Source organism: uncultured Escherichia sp. (assembly GCF_948475835.1).
Classification (GTDB): domain Bacteria; phylum Pseudomonadota; class Gammaproteobacteria; order Enterobacterales; family Enterobacteriaceae; genus ECMA0423.
In genome coordinates this window covers 1-23,856 of record NZ_CAOLGM010000003.1, presented here as the reverse complement: position 1 = coordinate 23,856, position 23,856 = coordinate 1, and the positions used below count along the sequence as shown (strand labels likewise).

At 50.7% G+C, this 23,856-nt stretch carries 19 protein-coding genes; 4 read left to right on the top strand and 15 right to left on the bottom strand.

The features are described from left to right. Positions 1-51 precede the first annotated feature (51 nt). Positions 52-1,557 carry a glycerol-3-phosphate dehydrogenase gene (gene glpD, locus QZF50_RS01165; protein ID WP_000448139.1) on the top strand — a complete coding sequence of 502 codons (1,506 nt, stop codon included), beginning with the start codon at positions 52-54 and terminating at the stop codon, positions 1,555-1,557. 51 nt (positions 1,558-1,608) lie between these two features. Here the strand turns inward: glpD and QZF50_RS01160 are convergent, their stop codons facing one another. From QZF50_RS01160 to asd, 10 genes are all read right to left on the bottom strand, one after another. Further along, complete coding sequence (locus tag QZF50_RS01160) at positions 1,609-2,214, bottom strand: hypothetical protein (RefSeq protein WP_000589359.1); 606 nt, start codon at positions 2,212-2,214, stop codon at positions 1,609-1,611. A 2-nt stretch (positions 2,215-2,216) separates the two neighbouring features. Further along, positions 2,217-2,984 (bottom strand): hypothetical protein, encoded by a 768-nt coding sequence (locus QZF50_RS01155; protein WP_290376517.1) that lies wholly within the window; start codon positions 2,982-2,984, stop codon positions 2,217-2,219. A 2-nt stretch (positions 2,985-2,986) separates the two neighbouring features. Continuing rightward, a complete protein-coding gene (locus tag QZF50_RS01150) occupies positions 2,987-3,697 on the bottom strand; it encodes a hypothetical protein (protein WP_000424547.1) in 711 nt (236 codons plus the stop codon). 15 nt (positions 3,698-3,712) lie between these two features. Further along, complete coding sequence (locus QZF50_RS01145) at positions 3,713-5,221, bottom strand: PstS family phosphate ABC transporter substrate-binding protein (protein WP_122986235.1); 1,509 nt, start codon at positions 5,219-5,221, stop codon at positions 3,713-3,715. Positions 5,222-5,345: 124 nt separating this feature from the next. After that, a complete protein-coding gene (gene glgP, locus QZF50_RS01140) occupies positions 5,346-7,793 on the bottom strand; it encodes a glycogen phosphorylase (RefSeq protein ID WP_000993449.1) in 2,448 nt (815 codons plus the stop codon). Positions 7,794-7,811: 18 nt separating this feature from the next. Beyond that, the gene (gene glgA, locus QZF50_RS01135) at positions 7,812-9,245 is read right to left on the bottom strand and encodes a glycogen synthase GlgA (protein ID WP_001197646.1); all 1,434 of its coding nucleotides are present in this window, start codon (positions 9,243-9,245) and stop codon (positions 7,812-7,814) included. Further along, the gene (gene glgC / locus QZF50_RS01130; RefSeq protein ID WP_290376511.1) at positions 9,245-10,540 is read right to left on the bottom strand and encodes a glucose-1-phosphate adenylyltransferase; all 1,296 of its coding nucleotides are present in this window, start codon (positions 10,538-10,540) and stop codon (positions 9,245-9,247) included. The genes glgA and glgC overlap by 1 nt, the downstream gene beginning before the upstream one ends. Before the next feature lie 17 nt (positions 10,541-10,557). Further along, entirely contained in the window at positions 10,558-12,531 is a 1,974-nt protein-coding gene (gene glgX, locus QZF50_RS01125) for a glycogen debranching protein GlgX (protein WP_000192552.1), read from the bottom strand. Further along, positions 12,528-14,714: a 1,4-alpha-glucan branching enzyme gene (glgB, locus tag QZF50_RS01120; protein WP_001283723.1), complete on the bottom strand. Its 2,187-nt coding sequence runs from the start codon at positions 14,712-14,714 to the stop codon at positions 12,528-12,530. Before glgB ends, glgX begins: the two co-directional genes overlap by 4 nt. Positions 14,715-14,986: 272 nt before the next feature. Then, positions 14,987-16,090, bottom strand: a complete 1,104-nt coding sequence (gene asd / locus QZF50_RS01110; protein ID WP_061892552.1) for an aspartate-semialdehyde dehydrogenase — start codon at positions 16,088-16,090, stop codon at positions 14,987-14,989. 192 nt (positions 16,091-16,282) lie between these two features. Between asd and yhgN the strand changes: the two genes are divergently transcribed. Beyond that, positions 16,283-16,876: an NAAT family transporter YhgN gene (gene yhgN, locus QZF50_RS01105; RefSeq protein ID WP_001002544.1), complete on the top strand. Its 594-nt coding sequence runs from the start codon at positions 16,283-16,285 to the stop codon at positions 16,874-16,876. A gap of 56 nt (positions 16,877-16,932) precedes the next feature. Here the strand turns inward: yhgN and gntU are convergent, their stop codons facing one another. From gntU to QZF50_RS01080, 5 genes are all read right to left on the bottom strand, one after another. Further along, positions 16,933-18,273, bottom strand: coding sequence for a gluconate transporter (gene gntU, locus QZF50_RS01100; RefSeq protein ID WP_000210111.1), 1,341 nt, complete (start codon positions 18,271-18,273; stop codon positions 16,933-16,935). A gap of 3 nt (positions 18,274-18,276) precedes the next feature. Further along, entirely contained in the window at positions 18,277-18,804 is a 528-nt protein-coding gene (gntK, locus tag QZF50_RS01095) for a gluconokinase (RefSeq protein ID WP_000108330.1), read from the bottom strand. Positions 18,805-18,942: 138 nt separating this feature from the next. Next, positions 18,943-19,938 carry a gluconate operon transcriptional repressor GntR gene (gene gntR / locus QZF50_RS01090; protein WP_000730258.1) on the bottom strand — a complete coding sequence of 332 codons (996 nt, stop codon included), beginning with the start codon at positions 19,936-19,938 and terminating at the stop codon, positions 18,943-18,945. Between the two features lie 223 nt (positions 19,939-20,161). Continuing rightward, the gene (gene yhhW / locus QZF50_RS01085) at positions 20,162-20,857 is read right to left on the bottom strand and encodes a quercetin 2,3-dioxygenase (protein WP_000639066.1); all 696 of its coding nucleotides are present in this window, start codon (positions 20,855-20,857) and stop codon (positions 20,162-20,164) included. 122 nt (positions 20,858-20,979) lie between these two features. Continuing rightward, a complete protein-coding gene (locus QZF50_RS01080; protein ID WP_000236293.1) occupies positions 20,980-22,017 on the bottom strand; it encodes an oxidoreductase in 1,038 nt (345 codons plus the stop codon). A gap of 331 nt (positions 22,018-22,348) precedes the next feature. Here QZF50_RS01080 and yhhY point away from each other — a divergent pair, with 331 nt between their 5' ends. Together yhhY and QZF50_RS01070 are read left to right on the top strand one after the other, a co-directional pair. Further along, positions 22,349-22,837 (top strand): N-acetyltransferase, encoded by a 489-nt coding sequence (yhhY, locus tag QZF50_RS01075; protein WP_001295206.1) that lies wholly within the window; start codon positions 22,349-22,351, stop codon positions 22,835-22,837. A gap of 236 nt (positions 22,838-23,073) precedes the next feature. Then, positions 23,074-23,856, top strand: a 783-nt coding sequence (locus QZF50_RS01070; protein WP_135134252.1) for an Hcp family type VI secretion system effector, incomplete at its 3' end; no start/stop codon positions are given.

Genomic DNA, 23,856 nt, shown 5'->3' with positions numbered 1-23,856 from the left:
ATGTTCGATAACGAACATTTATGAGCTTTAACGAAAGTGAATGAGGGCAGCATGGAAACCAAAGATCTGATTGTGATAGGTGGCGGCATCAATGGTGCTGGTATCGCGGCAGACGCCGCTGGACGCGGTTTATCCGTGCTGATGCTGGAGGCGCAGGATCTCGCTTGCGCGACCTCTTCCGCCAGTTCAAAACTCATTCACGGTGGCCTGCGCTACCTTGAGCACTATGAATTCCGCCTGGTCAGCGAGGCGCTGGCTGAACGTGAAGTGCTGCTGAAAATGGCTCCGCATATCGCCTTCCCGATGCGTTTTCGCCTGCCACATCGTCCGCATCTGCGCCCGGCGTGGATGATTCGGATTGGTCTGTTTATGTACGATCATCTGGGTAAACGCACCAGCCTGCCGGGATCAACCGGTTTGCGTTTTGGCGCAAACTCAGTGTTAAAACCGGAAATTAAGCGCGGATTCGAATATTCTGACTGTTGGGTAGACGACGCCCGTCTGGTACTCGCCAACGCCCAGATGGTGGTGCGTAAAGGCGGCGAAGTGCTTACTCGGACTCGCGCCACCTCTGCTCGCCGCGAAAACGGCCTGTGGATTGTGGAAGCGGAAGATATCGATACCGGCAAAAAATATAGCTGGCAAGCGCGCGGCCTGGTTAACGCCACCGGCCCGTGGGTGAAACAGTTCTTCGACGAGGGGATGCATCTGCCTTCGCCTTATGGCATTCGCCTGATCAAAGGCAGCCATATTGTGGTGCCGCGTGTGCATACCCAGAAGCAGGCCTACATTCTGCAAAACGAAGATAAACGTATTGTGTTCGTGATCCCGTGGATGGACGAATTTTCCATCATCGGCACCACCGACGTAGAGTATAAAGGCGATCCGAAAGCGGTGAAGATTGAAGAGAGTGAAATCAACTATCTGCTGAAAGTGTATAACGCGCACTTTAAAAAACAGCTTAGCCGTGACGATATCGTCTGGACCTACTCCGGTGTGCGTCCGCTGTGTGATGATGAGTCCGACTCGCCGCAGGCTATTACCCGTGATTACACCCTTGATATCCATGATGAAAACGGCAAAGCACCGCTGCTGTCGGTATTCGGCGGTAAGCTGACCACCTACCGAAAACTGGCAGAACATGCGCTGGAAAAACTGACGCCGTATTATCAGGGTATTGGCCCGGCGTGGACGAAAGAGAGCGTGCTGCCGGGTGGTGCCATTGAAGGCGACCGCGACGATTACGCAGCTCGTCTGCGCCGTCGCTATCCATTCCTGACTGAATCGCTGGCGCGTCATTACGCACGCACTTACGGCAGCAACAGCGAGCTGCTGCTCGGCAATGCGGGGGCGATAAGCGACCTCGGGGAGGATTTCGGTCATGAGTTCTACGAAGCGGAACTGAAATACCTGGTGGATCACGAATGGGTCCGCCGCACCGACGATGCCCTTTGGCGTCGCACAAAACAAGGCATGTGGCTGAATGCGGATCAACAATCTCGTGTGAGTCAGTGGCTGGTGGAATATACGCAGCAGAAGTTGTCGCTGGCGTCGTAAGGATGATGCCCGGTTGAAGTGCAACCGGGCTATTTGGATTCCTTAGACTATTCATTGTAAATAATTGAATAACGGCCCCTGAGCTAAAATCGCCAAACTTAAGCACGTTACCCAATCGCCCCACTTCTTCCTCTGGTTTCTATTTTTTCTGCACCAATGGCAATAATATCCCAATGCAAAACCAAGCTGTGCACTAATCGGGCCGACAAAATCAGTCCAAGGCTGCGGCCAAAAAGGGGAAAAATTCAGGGGAGGCCAGACAAACGTCAGAAAGAAATTTCGGATATTTTCCAGCAACGCTGATTTCTCTGGAGAAATATAAAGAATGAAATTCGAGAGAATTAACCAGAAATAGACCGGCGAAAAGACCAGCCAGCAATGCAGTCTGTTTTTTAATTCAGGAGGCGTTCTGCGGGAGAATTGCCAACCGATGCCAGCCATTACACTAAAAAAAAGTGCATATTCAACCATTAACTCAAGTTGTAGTTCCTGAAGAGAAATACGCACAACCAGGAGCGGAAAGGAGAATATTATTTCTGCCAGAAAAGTTAACGTGAATATAAGTACGGCTAAGACAATAACCGTCGGCCATACCAATAATGGCACGATAACAAAACCGAGAATTACAGGGGGAATATAAAGCCGGAATTTAATCATTTTTATTTTCCTGGTGATTCGGATGATGCGTCATACATCGCGCATAAACACTCATCAATTATCCAGTCATCTTCCCAGACCTGATATTCTGTCATTGGTTCGGGCTGTTTTAGCGGGTTCTCAATCGCTTGCCGCGCTCTTTCTTTCAGTAAAGGATGATTATTTCTAGCCCAGGCATTGATTTGGGTGGTAATGACGTTATCGATATCGTCCTGGTTATCTCTGATATAATCCTCACAATATCTGTTCAATAAACAGGCAAGAGAAACGGTCGACCAAAAGCCGGGAACTGAATTAATGGCATCCAGCAATGGCGCAAGAGCGATATCGGCACGGAAAAACATTTCCAGCATATACTGTAATTCGACAGCTTCATCGCCGGATACCCAATCAGTCATATACTGGCAGGCAAATCGCTGTAAAATTGCCCGTTCATCCGCACGCCAGTTTTCTTTGTTGGCAAGGTTGATACGGCGCTGAGAAAAAACTACGTGAATATTGTCAAAATGCCCCTGTGCAACAAATTCCAGTAAACGCGGCAGAAAATAGCGGACCTCATCGCTATTTTGCGGATCAGGCCCTGGGCTACTATTCCAGGCATTGATTAAGGAATACGGGATCGCTCGTAACGATGTACTCCGTAATGCCTTTTGTTCCTGCTGACTCAGGCAATATTCACAACAAACCACAAATTTCTGCGGCACCCGATAACTACGAAAGGTGTGATAAATCTGCTCAATTAATGCCTGCATGGCAGGGCTGGGTTGCATAGTTACCCCCTCGCCCGCTGATCGCGTGTAAACGGTTGATAGACAAAACGAGCATTCGCCGCGTTCAGGCGAATAAGGGCGCTACGCGAAAGGGAAAAGCTGGGGCGAATGCAACTATTGCAGTCTCGACAGCTTTCCTCTGCGCAATTTTCCACTGAGTAATGAAGCGTGTAGAATTTCAGTTCGGCCTGCTTATCGCGAAATCCGCGTAAACTGTTATTGTTATGAAATTTCCAGGCATCTTTTAAGACCTGAAAGATATAGACATCCTCAATCCAGGAGTCACATTTTTTAAGCGGGCGCTTTGCTATTATCACCCGCTCATCCGGATTTAGCATCGCCGTAAATTGTACGGTGACGTCATTTGTCGTGTTCAGGTCACATTGAACATCTGGTACATCACTGATATAGGGGTCAAATCCAAAATCAGCACCACAGGCACAAAGACGGCTAATGGTGGCGGTATCGAGGGAAAATCCCGGCCATACCTTGCTGGAGGTTAAGCCAATATTTAATGTGACATTATATCGAAGCAATCCCTCAAGACCGTCAGCACCGACGAACTTTTCCCCTTCATCCAGGGCCTGGTTAATGAGTTGCTGAACAATGCCTTCATCCCAGTATGCCGATTTGCAGTTGGCAATCGTAATATCCACGCCTGTGAAGGGATCAGTACCGGCAAGGCTTGCAAATAATGTATTAACTAATTCCATTTTTATTATCCAGCTTTAAGGTAGCGTCTTATACATCGGGACATAACCTACATCTTCCACCAAACTCTGTCCCTGCGGCGTTAAAAACCACTCCAACAATTTTTGTGTCTCTGACGTCGTATTTTCCCGCGTTACCATAAAGGCATCGACGATATAGGGATATTTGCCGTTGCGAATGTTTTCGGCAGTCGGTGCAATACCGTTAATCGCTAGCAGTTTTATATTTTTATCGTCGTTCATTTGTGTTGCGTAATAACGGAAGGTGTAACCTATTGCGTTGTTTGTATTACGGTATTCGGCAACGACTTTAATCATTCCCTCCATCATACTTGCCACTTCTGTTTCCTGCGGCGAGATCATGCGGACATTTTTCATGACCTGGGATTGCATCACCGTCTGGCTACCAGAGTCTTCCGGGCGTTGCCAGGTCTGGATCTCCTGATCGTTACCGCCAACCGTGCGCCAGTTGGTAATTGCACCACTGAAGATGTCACGCACTTGTTGTTCGGTCAGGGAATTAACCGGGTTATCTGCATTGACGATGAAAACAAACGCTTCACGGGCAAAAGGCGTGTAAATCAAAGTGACGCCCGATTCCTCCGCGCGTTTTTTCTGCCCACCGGAAGGTTGAGCCACAAAGATAATATCGGCATTACCTTTAACAATCTTGTTATATGCTTCGGGAGTACGAGAGTTCGCCAGATATTCCCATTCGTGAAAATCTTCCGGCAAAACGCTTAGTGCATAAAAGGCAGAGGCATAAATGGGGTACGCCGCCGTTGCGCCATCAAGTCGCGGCCAGTTTTGCGTGAACTGAATTTGCGGTTTACCACGCAGTGGTGTCAGTTGATTATTGAGTTTATCGGGTCGCCAGGCCCAGGTATCAATATTTTCACGCACACCGACGCCGGGATTAAGCTGTTTATATAAATAAGCCTGGTAACCGGCGACAAAACCAAGCATGAGAAGGATAAACAAGAGAGAATTACGGCAACGTAACCCGGACGTGCCCGTTAAAGGATATCTGGTCGGCCAGCCGTACCCCAGCGAAAAACTGATATGCGCGCCAACAGGTATAATGACTAACCACCAGTACTCACCACCGACTAATGAGGCTAACAAAACGCCCAGCCAGGGGAGTATAAGATCAGCCAACCAACCCGCTCCCATCTGGTGAAATTGATAATCTGCCAGATGCAGCGCGATTATCCAGACCCCCAGGGTTAATAATGCGGGTACTAAAAAAAGACATTGTCGCCAGACGGCTATTTCTCTTTTTTCTGGTGCACTATCGTCCGCCCACACTCGCCCCGAGAAAAATAGCATTAATGCGCCCAGCGCCAGCATAAAAATGTTGAGCAGAAGGTAAATTGTTGGCGTGATAAAGATATTACAAACTTCAATAATACCGGCAAGTCCAACACCCAGCATGGCAATAACCGCCGCCAAAAACTGCGCCAGAATGGGGATGCCGAAAAAAGTCATTACCAGCGAGGTCAAAATCCATTTTCTGTTTTGCATTATTCTTTCCATTCTTTCTGAATGGCGAAATTATACTCCCCGAGTCCCCTTGCCCCTTCTGGACACTTTTCCGAAATGATGGCGAAAAAAACGGGACCCTTTGGCCCCGTTCTATTTATTAGTGAAATTACAATCTCACCGGATCAATATGCCAGATATGATCGGCGTACTCTTTGATAGTACGGTCAGAAGAGAAGTAGCCCATATTGGCAATGTTCAGCATCGCTTTTGCGGTCCACTCTTCCTGAAGCTCGTAGAGTTCGTCGACTTTATCCTGACAATCGACATAGCTGCGATAATCCGCCAGAACCTGATAGTGATCGCCGAAGTTGATCAGCGAATCAACCAGATCGCGATAGCGACCCGGATCTTCCGGACTGAATACACCGCTGCCGATTTGCGTCAGCACCTGATGCAGCTCCTCATCTTTCTCGTAGTATTCACGCGGTTTGTAGCCCTGACGACGCAGTTCTTCCACTTCTTCCGCAGTGTTACCAAAGATAAAGATATTGTCAGCACCGACATGATCCAGCATCTCGACGTTCGCACCGTCCAGCGTACCGATAGTCAGCGCGCCGTTAAGCGCAAACTTCATGTTACTGGTGCCGGAAGCTTCCGTCCCTGCCAGCGAAATCTGTTCAGACAGATCTGCCGCCGGAATGATCAACTGCGCCAGGCTAACGCTGTAGTTCGGGATGAACACGACTTTCAGCTTATCGCCAATCTGCGGATCGTTGTTGATCACTTTCGCTACGTCATTGATCAAATGAATAATGTGCTTCGCCATGTAATAGGCCGAAGCCGCCTTACCGCCAAAAATATTCACGCGCGGTACCCACTTCGCATCCGGGTCGGCCTTGATGCGGTTATAGCGGGTAATCACATGCAACACATTCATCAATTGACGTTTGTATTCGTGAATACGTTTGATTTGTACATCGAACAACGCCTTTGGATTCACCACCACATTCAGCTGCTGGGCGATATACTCTGCCAGACGCTTTTTGTTCTCCAGCTTCGCCTGATGCACAGCGTGATTAACCATTGGGAAATCACAGTGTTGTTGCAGCTCATTAAGCAGGCTAAGGTCGGTGCGCCAGTTACGGCCCAGGTGTTCGTCCAGCACGGCTGAAAGCGATGGGTTCGCTACCGCTAGCCAGCGACGCGGCGTCACACCGTTGGTGACGTTGGTGAAACGACCCGGGAAGATTTTCGCAAAGTCGGCAAACAACGATTGCACCATCAGATTAGAGTGCAGTTCCGATACACCGTTAACTTTGTGGCTCACAACAACCGCCAGCCAGGCCATACGCACGCGACGACCGTTGGATTCATCAATGATCGACGCCCGTCCCAGCAGATCGGTATCGTTCGGATACTGTTCCTGCAAGGTTTTCAGGAAATAGTCGTTGATTTCAAAGATGATCTGCAGGTGACGCGGCAGAATTTTACCCAGCATATCAACCGGCCAGGTTTCCAGCGCCTCGCTCATCAGCGTGTGGTTAGTGTAGGAGAAGACCTGACAACACACCTCAAACGCGTCGTCCCAGCTAAATTGGTGCTCATCGATCAGCAGACGCATCATCTCAGGAATCGACAGTACCGGATGGGTATCATTGAGATGAATCGCGATTTTATCCGCCAGGTTATCGTAGGTTTTATGCAACTGATAATGGCGGCTTAAAATGTCCTGAATGGTCGAGGAAACCAGGAAGTATTCCTGACGCAGGCGCAGCTCACGCCCGGAGTAGGTGGAGTCATCCGGATACAGTACGCGAGATACGTTCTCGGAGTGGTTTTTATCTTCCACTGCCGCGAAGTAGTCACCCTGGTTGAATTTACCGAGGTTAATTTCGCTACTGGCTTGCGCACTCCACAAACGCAACGTGTTGGTCGCGTCGGTGTCGTAACCAGGGATTATCTGATCGTAAGCGACTCCCAGAATCTCTTCGGTTTCAATCCAGCGCGTTTTTTTACCTTCCTGCTGAATGCGACCACCAAAACGGACTTTATAGCGCGTGTTGTGGCGTTTGAATTCCCACGGGTTACCGTATTCCAGCCAGTAGTCTGGCGACTCTTTCTGGCTACCGTTAACGATGTTCTGCTTGAACATACCGTAGTCATAGCGGATGCCGTAACCGCGCCCCGGCAACCCTAACGTCGCCAGAGAATCAAGGAAGCAAGCCGCCAGACGTCCCAGGCCACCGTTACCGAGGCCTGGGTCATTTTCTTCATCAATCAGCTCTTCGAGATTTAACCCCATCGCTTCCAGTGCGCCCTGTACATCTTCGTAAATTCCTAGCGACAACATGGCGTTGGAGAGCGTACGGCCAATCAAAAACTCCATCGACAGGTAGTAAACCTGACGAGTTTCTTGCGACAACTGGGCACGGTTTGAACGTAACCAGCGCTCCACGAGACGATCGCGCACAGCAAATAACGTTGCGTTCAGCCATTCATGTTTATTGGCGACGACCGGGTCCTTTCCAATCGTAAACATCAGCTTGTAAGCGATAGAGTGCTTAAGAGCTTCTACGCTAAGCGTGGGCGATGAATATGTAAACGGAGCATTCATATAGGCGTTTCCTGAAAACTATTTCAAGCGATAGTAAAGCTCACGGTACGACTTCGCCGCGACCTGCCAGCTAAAATCCATTGCCATAGCCTGACGTTGCACAAACCGCCACAGTGAAGGACGGGACCACAGTACAAAAGCACGTCGAATAGCCCGTAACAGCGACCAGGCATTACTATCTTCAAAGACAAACCCACTGGCGACGCCATCTGCAAGGTTCTCAAGAGAACAGTCAGAAACCGTATCAGCAAGCCCACCGGTGCGCCGCACTAACGGCAGCGTACCGTACTTCAATCCATAAAGTTGCGTTAAGCCGCACGGTTCAAAACGGCTGGGCACCAGAATGACGTCCGCGCCGCCCATAATGCGATGCGAAAATGCTTCGTGATAGCCAATCTGAACGCCCACCTGGCCGGGGTATTCCGCTGCCGCCGCAAGGAAACCTTCCTGCAGCACCGGATCGCCCGCGCCGAGTAGCGCCAGCTGCCCGCCCTGCTCCAGAAGACCCGGTAAGGCTTCCAGCACCAGGTCGAGACCTTTCTGGCTGGTCAGACGGCTCACCACTGCAAAAAGCGGCACTTTATCGTCAACCTTAAGCCCCATTGCGATTTGTAACTGGCGCTTATTTTCCGCTTTATCTTCCAACGTATCGCGGGTGTAACGCGAGGCCAACAGTAAGTCCGTCTCTGGACTCCAGATTTTCTCGTCCACGCCGTTCAGTACGCCGGAAAGACGCCCTTCACGGTGACGCTGTTGCAACAGACCTTCCATACCGTAGGCAAACTGCGGTTCGGTGATCTCGCGAGCGTAGGTTGGACTGACCGCCGTAATGTGATCGGCATAGTACAGACCGGCCTTCAGGAAAGAGATTTGTCCGTTGAATTCCAGCCCATGAATATTAAAGAATGACCATGGCAATTGGATGTCATTCATATGATGTGCATAAAACATGCCTTGATAGGCCAGGTTGTGCACAGTAAACACCGACTTCGCCGGACGCCCGCGCGCCGCCAGATACGCAGGCGCAAGGCCTGCATGCCAGTCGTGCGCATGCACCACATCAGGACGCCAGAATGGGTCAAGCCCGCTGGCCATTTCTGCCCCAACCCACCCCAGCAGCGCAAAACGCAATACGTTGTCGGTATAGGCAAATAAGTTGGTATCGTGATACGGGCTTCCCGGACGATCATAGAGATGCGGCGCGTCAATCAGGTATATGCCAACCCCGTTGTAATGACCGAACAACAGCGTGATATGTCCGGCGAAGGTATCACGACGGGATACTACCTGCGCATCGGTAACGCCACGGCGAATATCGGGAAATGCAGGCAACAGTACGCGAGCGTCAACGCCGTCTGCGATTTGTGCTGCGGGTAATGCCCCAATAACATCAGCCAGACCGCCGGTTTTAAGCAGCGGGAACATCTCTGAACATACATGTAAAACCTGCATTATCGCTCCTGTTTATGCCCTAACTTCCGTAGCATTTCGCGCGTTACCAGCACGATGCCTTCTTCTGAACGATAGAAACGACGTGCATCTTCCTCTGCGTTTTCACCAATCACCATGCCTTCCGGAATAACACAAGCACGATCGATGACGCAGCGGCGCAGACGGCACGAGCGACCTACCCATACTTCCGGTAACAATACGGCGGAATCAATGTTGCAGAATGAATTCACGCGAACGCGCGAGAACAGAACGGACTGCACCACCACCGAACCGGAGATCACACAACCGCCGGATACCAGTGAGTTAAGGGTCATCCCGTGGCTACCGGAGCGATCCTGCACGAATTTCGCTGGCGGTAATGATTCATTGTAGGTGCGAATTGGCCAATTGCGATCGTACATATCCAGTTCCGGCACCACAGAGGCCAGATCGAGGTTCGCTTTCCAGTAAGCTTCCAGCGTACCCACATCGCGCCAGTACGGCTCGGCATCCGGGTCGGATTGTACGCAAGAGAGCGGGAACGGGTGCACATAGGCCAGACCGGCTTCGGTGATCTTGGGAATCAAATCTTTGCCAAAGTCGTGGCTGGAGTTCTCATCACGATCGTCTTCTTCCAGCAGTTCATACAGATAGTCGGCGTCAAAGACGTAGATACCCATACTCGCCAGAGATTTGCTCGGATCGTTCGGCATTGACGGTGGGTTAGCAGGTTTTTCAACGAATTCGATAATTTTATCGTTCTCATCAACCGCCATAACGCCAAATGCGGAGGCTTCTTCAATCGGTACTGGCATACAAGCAACGGTGCAACGTGCGCCTTTTTCGACGTGATCGATAAGCATACGCGAGTAGTCTTGCTTGTAGATATGGTCGCCCGCCAGGATCACCACGTATTCCGCTTTATAACGGCGGATAATATCGAGGTTTTGGGTGACCGCATCTGCGGTGCCGCGATACCAGTTTTCCCCTTTCATTCTCTGCTGTGCTGGCAGCAGATCGACAAACTCGTTCATTTCTTCATTGAAGAATGACCAGCCGCGCTGAATGTGCTGCACCAGAGTGTGGGACTGGTACTGGGTGATCACGCCCATACGACGGATCCCGGAGTTGATGCAGTTAGACAGCGCAAAGTCGATAATGCGGAACTTACCGCCGAAGTGTACGGCCGGTTTTGCTCGCTTATTGGTTAAATCCTTCAGGCGGGTACCACGTCCTCCCGCCAGTATCAGGGCAACAGATTTCAATGGCAGCTGGCGCGCCAACATTAAGTGATCGTTCTTCTCTAAACTAACCATGACTAACTCCTTTTTTATCATCTCTGGAACACACACAATCCGTGTGCAGGTCCCTGCCAGACAGCCGTAATCACTGGGTTATCCTCTCCAGCGAATGGGGGAATGGCGTGCCACTCCCCAGCAGGTAAAACAATCTCTGTTACCTCAAGCGTGGCGTTAATTGCGATCAAAAAGCGATCCGAGAGCAGAATTTGCAGCTGTTTCGGCCCGTTTTGCCACTCATCCGTGCTTAAAGGTTGAGCATATCGATTTAGCCAACGGACATTGCCGTCGCCTTCTTCCCACCAGCGATTCTCCACCAAAGCGGGAATGCGCTTGCGCAGATGGATTAACGCGGCGGTAAATGCGGTTAAACCACTGCTTGCCTGCGACCAGTCCAACCAGGTTAATTGGTTATCCTGACAGTAGGCATTGTTATTGCCATGCTGGCTGTGACCATGTTCGTCACCGGCCAGTAACATCGGCGTACCCTGGGAGAGCAACAACGTTGTTAACAGGGCGTGAATGCTGTCGCGCCGCCGTTCAACCAGGTCAAGAGAACCGCCTAACCCTTCTTTACCATGATTGTTACTGTAATTGTTGTTGGTCCCGTCGCGATTTTCTTCTCCGTTTGCTTCATTGTGTTTATGGTTGAAGCAAACGCAGTCGCGAAGCGTAAAACCGTCATGCGCGGTGACGAGATTAATCGCGGCACTCGGCAGACGACCATTACGTTTAAAAACATCGCTGGAGGCAGCAAAACGCCCGGCAAACGCCCCCAGAGGCAAATCATAATGTAGCCAGAAACGACGGGCAGCATCGCGGAAATGATCGTTCCACTCGGCAAACAGCGGCGGGAAATTTCCCACCTGATAACCACCAGGAGCGATATCCCACGGTTCAGCAATTAACTTCACCTGCGAGAGCACCGGGCAGTTCTGGATAGCGGTAAACAACGGCGCATCCTGACGGAACTCTGGCGTACGGCCCATGACTGCCGCCAGATCAAAGCGGAAACCATCGACGTGGCAGGTTTCTACCCAATAACGCAGGCAGGCGCTGGCATAATCCACCACCGCCGGATGACTCAAATTGAGCGTGTTGCCGCAACCGGTCCAGTTGTGATAATCGCCGTCTTCTCTTATCCAATAATAGCTACGGTTATCGATCCCACGCAGCGAGAATAACGGGCCGTCGAGGTCCAGTTCCGCACTATGGTTGAGCACGATATCAAGAATGACTTCGATACCCGCTTTATGCAGTGCTTTGATTGCATCGCGAAACTCATCCAGCGCCGTTTCTGGCGAGCAGGCATACGCCGGATGCAGCGCAAACATCGCCACCGGGTTGTAACCCCAGTAGTTACTTAGCCCCATGCGTTGCAGACGTGGTTCACTGGCAAACTGCGCCACTGGCAGCAGTTCCAGCGCGGTAATGCCCAATTGTTTCAAATAGTTGATCATCACCGGATGCCCGAGGGCTTTATAAGTGCCACGGATCTCGACCGGGATCTCCGGGTGCAAGTACGTTAATCCTTTGACATGGGCTTCATAAATGATGGTGCTGCCCCACGGCGTGCGCGGCGGGGCATCATCTTCCCAGTCATAGTGATCAACCACCACTACGCATTTCGGCGCAATGGCGGCGTTGTCGCGATAGTCAGGTTCATTATGACCGGCGTGCAGCAGCGGGTTATCTTTAAACTCCCCCTCAATTTGCCGCGCGCAAGGATCAATCAACAACTTCGCCGGGTTAAAGCGATGCCCCTCGGCGGGTTGCCAGGGGCCATGAACGCGATAACCATAACGCAAACCCGGGCGCGCATCCGGCAGATAACCGTGCCAAATGTCGCCACTGTGCCCTGGCAAGTCATAGCGATGTTCCTGGCCATTGGCGTCAAAGACACACAGTTCTACCCGCTCGGCATGAGCGGAGAAAAGTGTGAAGTTGACGCCCTGACCGTCGTAATGCGCGCCGAGGGGAGCGGGTTTGCCAATGGCGAGTTGTGTCATTCTGCCTCCCGAACCAGCCAGATAGTGGCCAGCGGTGGTAGCGTCAGGCTTAGTGAATGCTGACGACCGTGGCTGGCAATCTCATCGCTGTGTACCGTGCCGCCATTGCCTGCATTACTGCCGTGATAGTGCATGGAATCGGTATTGAGGATTTCACGCCATTTGCCCGGCTGGTTTATGCCGAAGCGATAATCATGACGCGGCACCGGCGTAAAGTTACTGGCAACGATGATTTCGTTACCCTCTTTATCGCGACGCACAAAGATCAGCACCGAGCGTTCTTTGTCATCCACCACCAGCCATTCAAAGCCGTACGGGTCAAAATCCAGTTCATGCATTGCTTTATGGTGGCGGTAGGTGAGGTTCAGATCGCGCACCAGACGCTGGACACCGTGGTGCCAGTTATCGCCGCCTTCCAACAGATGCCAGTCGAGGCTGGCGTCATGGTTCCACTCGCGGCCCTGGGCAAATTCGTTACCCATGAACAGTAGTTTCTTGCCCGGGAATGCCCACATCCAGCCATAGTAGGCGCGCAGGTTCGCGAATTTCTGCCATGCGTCGCCCGGCATGCGGTCGAGAATCGATTTTTTACCGTGGACCACTTCATCATGCGACAACGGCAGGACGAAGTTTTCAGTGTAGTTGTAGAGAATCCCGAAGGTCAGTTTATCGTGATGATACTGACGATAAACCGGGTCGAGCTTCATGTAGTCCAGGGTGTCATGCATCCAGCCGAGGTTCCACTTGTACCAGAAGCCCAGACCGCCCATATCCTGCGGACGAGAAACGCCAGGGAAATCGGTAGACTCCTCAGCCATTGTCACCGCACCGGAAACCTGCTCACCAAGAATACGGTTGGTATTACGCAAGAATTCAATCGCTTCAAGATTCTCGCGCCCGCCAAATTCGTTCGGGATCCACTCCCCCTCTTTACGGCTGTAGTCGCGATAAATCATTGACGCCACCGCATCGACGCGCAGCGCATCAATACCAAAACGTTCAATCCAGTAAAGCGCGTTACCGACGAGGAAGTTACTGACTTCACGGCGACCATAGTTGTAGATCAGCGTGTTCCAGTCCTGATGATAGCCTTCACGCGGATCGCTGTGTTCATACAAGTTCGTGCCATCAAATTCGGCAAGCGCAAAGTCATCAGTCGGGAAGTGGCCTGGCACCCAGTCGAGAATCACGTTCAGACCAGCTGCGTGTGCGGCATCAATGAAATAACGGAAGTCGTCGCGAGTACCAAAACGGCGGGTTGGTGCATACAGGCCGGTTGGCTGATAACCCCAACTGCCATCGAAGGGATGCTCGTTAATGGGCAGTAGTTCGAGGTGGGTAAAGCCCATCCATTTAGCATAAGGCACCAGTTGATCGGCCAGCTCGCGGTAGCTCAACCAGAAATTGTTGTCGGTGTGGCGACGCCAGGAACCCAGGTGAACTTCATAAATAGAGATTGGCGCATCAAACTGATTCGCTTTTTTGCGCTCTTCAGTCTGTACAACCTTTTCCGGCAGCCCGCAAATAAGAGACGCGGTTTCCGGGCGCATTTGCGCTTCGAAGGCATAAGGGTCGGACTTCAGACGCAAGTTGCCATTGGCATCAATCATCTCGTATTTATAGAGCTGACCGTTATGCGCCCCAGGGATAAACAGTTCCCAGATGCCGCTCTCTTTACGCAGGCGCATCGGGTGACGGCGACCGTCCCAGTAGTTGAATTGCCCAACCACCGAGACCCGACGGGCGTTTGGAGCCCAGACAGAGAAACGCGTACCTGTGACGCCATCCATAGTATCTGCATGCGCGCCTAAGGTTTCATACGGGCGCAGGTGAGTACCTTCAGATAATAGCCAGGCATCCATTTCCTGGATTAGCGGACCAAAACGGTAAGGATCATCAATCAGGTTTTGCTGACCATGCCAGACAACAGCCAACTGATAGCGGAAAAAATTCTTACGTCGCGGAATGACACCGCTAAAGAATCCCCGTGAGTCGAGACACTCCAGTTTTGCGAGTTTGCGCCCGGTTTTCGGTTCAATCACCCACACATCGGTAGCGTCGGGTAAAAGGGCACGGACTTCCAGTCCCGCGGTGGTTTTATGCATTCCCAGTACGGAAAAAGGATCCGCAAAATGGCCTGCAATTAGCGCGTTAATCACGTCTCTATCGATACGATCGGACATGCTTGTCTTCCTGTTTTATTGTGTCACCCCATCCAATTGGATTTTTGACTTCTGGTTGTGACATTTTTTTGACCTGAACGGCGCAGCACTCTGTGCATCCTCTCTGCGTCGTCCTCACTTCAGGTAAGGCTGTGAATACTCATGTATTCAGCCACCCTTAAAGAATAGCCAATGCTCTATTTAACTCCCGGTAAATCATGAAACATCTGCGCTTACTCCTGTATTACGCACTAACAGGGGCGGCATCGCGCCCCAGATTTAATGAATAAAGATTACGCCAGTTGACGAAGCATCCGACGCAGCGGCTCCGCGGCCCCCCACAGCAGCTGGTCGCCCACTGTAAAGGCTGACAGGAACTCTGGTCCCATATTCAGCTTACGCAGGCGGCCTACCGGCGTGGTCAGCGTGCCGGTAACGGCAGCTGGGGTTAGCTCACGCATAGTGATTTCCCGATCGTTCGGAACGACTTTCGCCCACGGATTGTGCGCAGCCAGCAGTTCTTCCACGGTCGGAATAGACACATCTTTTTTCAATTTAATAGTGAATGCCTGGCTGTGGCAGCGCAATGCCCCGACACGCACACATAAACCATCTACCGGAATTACGGAAGATGTGTTGAGGATCTTGTTGGTTTCCGCCTGCCCTTTCCACTCTTCGCGGCTCTGACCGTTATCGAGCTGTTTGTCGATCCACGGAATCAGGCTACCCGCCAACGGCACGCCAAAGTTATCCACCGGCAGCTCACCGCTACGGGTTAAGGTTGTGACTTTGCGTTCGATATCGAGAATAGCAGAGGACGGGGTCGCGAGTTCATCTGCCACATGGCCATACAGATGGCCCATCTGGGTTAATAACTCACGCATATGTCGCGCACCACCGCCGGAAGCGGCTTGGTAGGTTGCAACGGACACCCAATCAACAAGATCATTGGCGAATAAACCACCCAACGACATCAACATCAGGCTTACGGTACAGTTACCGCCAACAAAAGTCCTGATGCCATTATTTAATCCGTCGGTAATGACGTCCTGATTGACGGGGTCAAGAATGATGATGGCGTCATCTTTCATGCGCAGAGACGATGCTGCGTCAATCCAGTAACCTTGCCATCCGCTTTCACGAAGCTTTGGATAGATTTCGTTGGTATAATCGCCGCCCTGACAGGTCACAATGATATCGAGGGCCTTTAGCGCCTCCAGATCAAAGGCATCCTGAAGTGTGCCAGTGGTTCCGCCAAAAGACGGCGCAGCCTGGCCAAGCTGAGAAGTAGAAAAGAAGACAGGGCGAACGGCGTCGAAGTCGCGCTCTTCAACCATGCGTTGCATGAGAACGGAGCCGACCATACCGCGCCAGCCGATAAAACCAACATTTTTCATAAGCGTTTTTTTCCTGCAAAGATGTGTGCTGTATAAATGTGCCGGTCTCCTCTTGGCACATCTTTCACCATACAAAAAGCAGCCAAAGTCGCAAGTGAAATTAATCAATGATAGCGAAGCCATCAGTAATGCGACTTATCCTGCTTTGTTAGCACGCAGAAAGTCCGCGGCAATTATCAGGGAATTTGAGTTATGAATGAAATCATTTCTGCAGCAGTTTTATTGATCCTGATTATGGATCCGCTCGGAAACCTACCTATTTTCATGTCCGTACTGAAACATACTGAACCGAAAAGACGGCGGGCAATCATGGTGCGAGAGTTGCTTATTGCTCTCCTGGTGATGCTGGTGTTCCTGTTTGCGGGTGAGAAAATTCTGGCATTTCTCAGCCTGCGAGCAGAAACCGTCTCCATTTCTGGCGGCATCATTCTGTTTCTAATTGCCATTAAGATGATTTTCCCCAGCGCTTCAGGAAATAGCAGCGGGCTTCCGGCAGGTGAAGAGCCATTTATCGTGCCGTTGGCAATTCCGTTAGTCGCCGGGCCGACTATTCTCGCCACGCTGATGTTGTTGTCTCATCAGTACCCGAATCAGATGGGGCATCTGGTGATTGCTCTGCTGCTGGCCTGGGGCGGCACCTTTGTCATCCTGCTACAGTCTTCGCTATTTTTACGTCTGCTGGGCGAGAAAGGGGTGAACGCACTTGAACGCCTGATGGGATTGATTCTGGTGATGATGGCAACCCAGATGTTCCTCGACGGCATTCGAATGTGGATGAAGGGGTAACGAGGAGAGTTTTTCGAAAAGAACCCGGTAGTGTCACAACTACCGGGCGAACAAACTTAACTCAACAGCTGGAACGCAATCATCCCAACGATGGCACCGACAGTGCCGAGGATGGTTTCCATCATGGTCCAGGTTTTCAGCGTTTCGGCTTCGGTCGCGCCGGTAAATTTACCGAACAACCAGAAACCGGCGTCGTTAACGTGGCTGACAACAATCGAACCACCAGCGATACAAATCGACAGCGCCGCCATTTGCGCACCGGAGTAGTTCAGTTGTTCAATAACCGGCATCACCAGTCCTACCGCCGTTAAACAGGCTACGGTGGCAGAACCCTGAATGATGCGCACTGCAGCGGCCAGCACGAAGCAGGTGATGGCTATCGGCAGGCCCATGCCAGTTAACGCTTCGCCCAGTGCCGGACCTACGCCAGAGTCAACCAGCACCTGTTTGAACACGCCACCTGCACCAATCACCAGCAGAATGATCCCCGCCGGTTGCAGCGCGTGACCGCAAATCTCCATCACTTTGTCTTTTGGCATGCCCTGACGCATTGCCAGGCCATAAATCGCTACCAGACAAGCAACCAGAATCGCGGTAAACGGATGACCAATAAACTCGAACCATTCGTAAGCGGTAGAGCCTTCTGGCACAAAACGCGCGGCAATGGTTTTCAGCCCCACCAGCACCAGCGGCAACAGGATCAGCGACAGGCTGAATCCGAAAGATGGCATTTTGCCTTCGCCGAGATGCGGTTCGCTGATGTCGTCAGGAATATGCAACTCCACGTAGCGGCTGATGAAATTACCCCACAGCGGCCCGGCAATAATCATTCCCGGAATTGCCGCACACAGGCCAATCAGGATCATCCAGCCAAAATCGGCGTTCATCTGCGATGCCAGCAGCATTGGCGCTGGCCCTGGCACCAGGAACGCCGCCGCTGCCGCCACGCCTGCGAATAATGGGATTACCAGCTTCACCAGGTTCGTACCGGTGTGGCGCGCCATTGAGAAAGCAACGCTAATCAGCAGAACAATCGCCACTTCAAAGAACAGCGGTAGCGCACAGACCAGCCCCGCAAGGCCGATGGCATAATGCGCGCGGCTGTGACCGAAGGATTTAAGCATTTTGACGGCAATCTGATCGACTGCGCCGGTTTCATGTAAGATCTTGCCAAACATAGCTCCCAGGGCGACAACCACCGCCAGGAAGCCGAGGGTGCCTCCCATCCCTTTTTCCATCGTCGCTGCGATTTTATCGAGCGGCATACCGGAAAAAAGGCCAGCCCCCATGGACACCACCATCAAAGCCAGGAAAGCGTGCATACGCGCCTTCATGACTAAAAACAGCAGCAGTAAAACAGACCCTACTGCTGTTAAAACAAGCGTTAATGTAGTCACTACTTATTTGCCTTTTTTAATAACCTCAATGGTGCTTGCCACAACACCTTCCAGCGGTTGATCGATATCCACCACCAGTACATCAGTTTCGTCCGCACCCGGCTCCTGCAGCGTTTCAAACTGCGTCACCAACATTTGGGTTTTAAAGAAATGGCCTTTGCGCGCTTTCAGGCGGCTTTCAATCACGTCAAAATCGCCTTTCAGGTAGATGAAAGAGAGATTCGGATTACCTTCACGCAGCAAGTCGCGATAGTGTTTTTTCAATGCAGAACAGACGATCAGTGACACTTTATTAGTGCGCTGCATAGCAAACGCGGCGTCGTTCAGCGCCTGCAACCACGGTTTGCGATCGTCGTCATTCAGCGGTTCGCCAGACGCCATTTTTTCGATATTGCGCCGTGGATGGAGGAAATCGCCATCAAGAAACGCGGCATGAAGTTGATGCGCCACTTCACTGGCGACCGCAGATTTGCCGCTGCCCGATACGCCCATCAAGACGTAAATGTGGTGATCATGGTTAGTCGTGCTCAAAGTGGTGCCCCCACAATACAAGAATTAAAAATGTTACGGGTAACTGTTATCGGTAACATTGTCCAGCCGGACAATATCAGAAGCAATATCCATCCGTGCCTTAAGTGTATAAGTGTGAGCTACTTCAAATTTGTAGGCTTAAATAGATCCGCCCGGTGACAAGGTGAAACCTAAATCTAACATTTTCGGTGTCACAGATTCGCCACGAATACGCGCCAGCAGGCGTTCAGCGCCAATACTGCCCATCCGCTCACGCGGCGTCAGCACGCTCGCTAACCGCGGCTCCATCACCTGGCCAATGTCATGACCGTGGAAACCGGCAATCGCCATATCGTCAGGAACCTTCAATCCCAGACGCTGACATTCAAACGCCGCGCCGACCGCCAGGTCATCGTTGGTACAGAACACGCCATCCAGCTGCGGATATTCCCGCCGCGCCTGGCGAATCAGTTCAATACCGGAAGAGTAAGAAGAAGATTGCTCAACCATCACGCTATACGGCACCAGACCTGCATCCAGCATCGCCTGTTCGTATCCCTTCTGTTTGATGATAGTACGTTCGTCGAGACGCGCGCCGAGATAGGCAATGTGGCAATGCCCGCGAGCAATAATGGCGGTGGTCATCTGGCGTGCCGCTTCAAAGTTATCAAAACCGACGGCGATATCGAGGCACGGCGACTGGCTGTCCATGAGTTCCACCACCGGGATCCCTGCCACTTCAATCATCTTTAAGGTGCGCGGCGTGTGGGTACGTTCGGTGAGGATCAGTCCGTCGATATTCCATGAGAGCATGGATTCGAGACGTTCTTGCTCCATTTCCGGTTTATAACCGTAGTGCGCCAGCATGGTCTGATAACCGTGCGCGTCGGTGACGCTTTCGATTCCGCGTAATACTTCCGCGAAAACCTGGTTGGTGAGAGAAGGTAACAGGACGCCAATCGCCCGGCTGGTGGCGTTAGAGAGGATATCGGGCGCACGATTGGGAATATAGCCCAGTTCATCAAGAGCGGCGGCAATCTTGCCGCGTAGAGCGACGGAAACCTGCTCCGGGTTGCGTAAAAAACGGCTGACCGTCATTTTGGTCACGCCTACACGGTCAGCCACATCCTGAAGTACGGGTCTTTTCTTTTTCATCGTCCTGAAGGTACAAAAGAGATAGATTCTCTTAGTTTAACACGGACGCATCAGAACCTTCCCGGGGAAAACAGTGCTTGTTTACAATTATTAGATATACACTAAATCAATTGCATCGCATTGTGCTAACGACGCGGCAAAACCCCGGAAGCGTGCATCAGCACGCGACCGGAGCGAGCGAGGAAGCCTGCAAAAAGGCAGGCTTCAAAGATGCCGTTGAGTTTTAAACCGGCGGCAGATCGAACAGTAACACTTCGCTGTCGCTATCCGCATGGATGGAGATTGCCTGCTCATCCCAGATTGCCAGACCATCGCTGGTCGAGGCTTTCACGCCGTTAATGGTGACATTGCCTTTCACCACCTGGATCCAGACGCGGCGTTCAGCGGCAATCTGATGCACCGACTGCTCATCTTTCAGCAACGCCCAACGATACAGTTCCATATCCTGATGCACTTTCAGCGAACCATCTCGCGCATCCGGCGAGAGCACCAGCTGTTTGCCCTGCACGGCATCGAAGCGACGCTGTTCATAACGCGGCGTAATGCCATTTTCTTCAGGCATGATCCAGATCTGATACAGATGCAGACGCTCGGTGCTGTTTGGGTTGTACTCTGAGTGACGAATACCCGTACCCGCACTCATAATCTGGAACTCACCCGCCGGAACCTGCTCTTTATTGCCCATGCTGTCCTGATGCTCAACAGTACCTTCCAGCACGTAGGTCAAAATTTCCATATCTTTATGCGGGTGAGTGCCGAAGCCCTGCCCTGCTTCAATCACGTCGTCGTTAATCACGCGCAGCGCGGAGAAGCCCATAAAGTTCGGATCGTAATAGTTGGCAAAAGAGAAAGTATGCCAGGAGTCCAGCCAGCCATGATTTGCATGACCACGTTCATTTGCTTTGCGGAAGTAGATCATTTGTATTCGCCCCCTGAATGATTTCGATGGGCTTAGTGTGGACCCGATCTGCCTGGGATGATAGAGGGTGAAAATTGACCCCTCTGTTCAAAAAAATTGAACTATTCGAGGGGCCATCAAACTTACTTAGCGAGAGTTACTGTGGAGGGAGAGGCTTGCTCAAATCCGCGTTCAAGGATTTCCAGATTGGTAAGAACTTCAGATTCCTTGACGTAATTTGGCGCACCGTGGGTGATGGTTTGATACAACGCATCATAAACGCGCCCGTAATCGCCCATCTCCGGCTTCATCTCTTCTCTGACCGTCACGCCCTCGTCATTGACATACTCCAGCACACCGACCGAATCATCCGCTGCGAATCCCGGTTCGCCCGGCATAATATTAGCCTTCAGGCTGGTTTCCTGCTGGTCGATACCGTATTTAATAAACGAACCTTTCTTACCGTGAACGATAAATTTCGGATAATCGATTTTCACCAGATGGCTGGTTTTGACGATGGCTTTCAGGTCGCCATAAAACAGTTGCGCTTCAAAGGTGTCGTCAGGATTGGCTTTATTACGCAGGCTGCGGATGTCATAAGCGACGTGATCCGGGCGACCGAACAGAGAAATAATCTGGTCCATCGTATGCACACCAAGGCCATAAAACGCGCCATCCTGCGGCAGCCCAGGTTTGGTCTCTGCCACCGGGCGGTAATAGTCAAAATGGCTTTCCACTTCAACAATCTCTCCCAACTTGCCACTTTCAATCGCTTTTTTCGCTGTCAGGAAGCAGGAGTCAAAGCGACGATTCTGATACGGCGTGACGGTCAGCCCTTTGCTTTTCGCCAACGCAAACAGCTCCTTCGCCTGGGCAAGCGTCGGGGTGAACGGTTTTTCGACCAGCACATTTTTCCCGGCTTCCAGCGCGCGTTTCGCGTACTCGAAATGGCTGTCCGCGTGGGTGCAGACAACAACCAGCTTAACATCGGGATCGTTTAGTACTTCGTCGAGATCGCTGGTGAAATGGATATGGGAATAAATGGGAGCCTGTTCTTCCGGCTTCGCATGGCGACGAAAAATATGCGCGACATGCCAGCTATCCTTGCGGTTAAGTACATACGGCAGATGGTAACGGGTGGTGCTTTTGCCGAAGCCAATAAAGGCGCAGTTGATGACCATGATTTCGTCCTTTTTAAGGTGGTTATTTACACCTTAGCGCAAAGCGGACGTGGTTCCTACTGGAGTGCGCATAACGAACACAAGCACTCCCGTGGATAAATTGAGAACGAAAGATCAAAAAAAAGCCAGCACCCGGCTGGCTAAGTAATACTGGAAGCAATGTGAGCAATGTCGTGCTTTCAGGTTCTCCGCGAGGGTCTTCCTGATCGCGAGACAATAATAATCATTCTCATTCGCACTTGTCCAACACTTTTTGCAAAAAAATGCATTTGACTCGCATTTGAAAGTCAATGATGTTGAAAGGGACATTTACCCCAAAGAGGACAAAGGAATGAGTGAGATAGTAATACGCCACGCAGAAACACGGGATTACGAGGCCATCAGGCAGATTCACGCCCAGCCGGAGGTGTATTGCAACACACTACAGGTGCCTCATCCTTCCGATCATATGTGGCAGGAGCGACTCGCCGATCGTCCCGGCATCAAGCAACTCGTCGCCTGTATTGATGGAGACGTCGTGGGCCATCTCACCATTGACGTGCAACAGCGCCCACGCCGCAGTCATGTTGCCGATTTTGGTATCTGTGTCGACTCTCGTTGGAAGAACCGCGGCGTCGCCAGCGCCCTGATGCGAGAGATGATTGAAATGTGCGACAACTGGTTGCGGGTAGATCGCATTGAACTAACCGTGTTTGTCGATAACGCCCCGGCAATTAAGGTCTATAAAAAATACGGCTTTGAAATTGAAGGGACTGGTAAGAAGTACGCATTGCGTAATGGTGAATATGTCGATGCATATTATATGGCGCGGGTGAAGTAAGATAGTGCCCTTTTTCTGAGATGGAAAAAGGGTGTCATTCAAAATCGACATACCTTCCTTTAAGGTATTTATTTGCCCAATACATATATTGAGATTTAACTCATAATTACTTCCTAAAGTGTAATATTTTATTTTTTAATATATACGCCTACAATTTCCTGGAGTAAATAAATAACAATTAACAAGCATAATATTGCCATTGATAAAATAGCATGCCATAAAAGGACTTTTCAGGGATGAGTAATATTGTTTACCTGACAGTAACGGGAGAACAACAAGGAAGCATCTCCGCAGGTTGTGGGACTTCTGAGTCTACAGGTAATCGTTGGCAGAGCGGGCATGAGGATGAAATATTTACATTCTCACTCTTAAATAATATTAATAATACGGGGCTTGGTTCACAGTTCCATGGTATAACATTTTGTAAATTAATTGATAAAAGCACTCCATTATTTATTAATTCCATTAACAATAATGAACAATTATTTATGGGATTTGACTTCTATCGAATAAATAGATTTGGTAGATTGGAAAAGTATTATTATATACAACTAAGAGGCGCTTTTTTATCGGCTATTCATCACCAGATCATTGAAAACCAACTGGATACAGAAACAATAACTATTAGTTATGAATTTATCCTCTGTCAACATCTTATCGCAAATACCGAGTTCAGCTATTTGGCACTCCCTGAAAATTATAACCGTTTGTTTTTACCAAATTCAAAAAACCAAACAAATAATCGTTTCAAAACGTTAAACAGCAAAGCTATTGGCAGGCTACTTGCTGCTGGTGGCGTATACAATGGGAACATTGAAGGATTCAGAGATACTGCGGAAAAACTGGGTGGAGATGCAATAAAAGGCTATGATCAAATACTAAATGAAAAAACAGCGGGCATAGCGATAGCAACAGCATCTATTCTTTTAACAAAGCGTTCTAATGTTGATACATATACAGAAATAAATAGTTACTTAGGCAAACTTAGAGGTCAACAAAAACTTCTTGATGGTATAGAC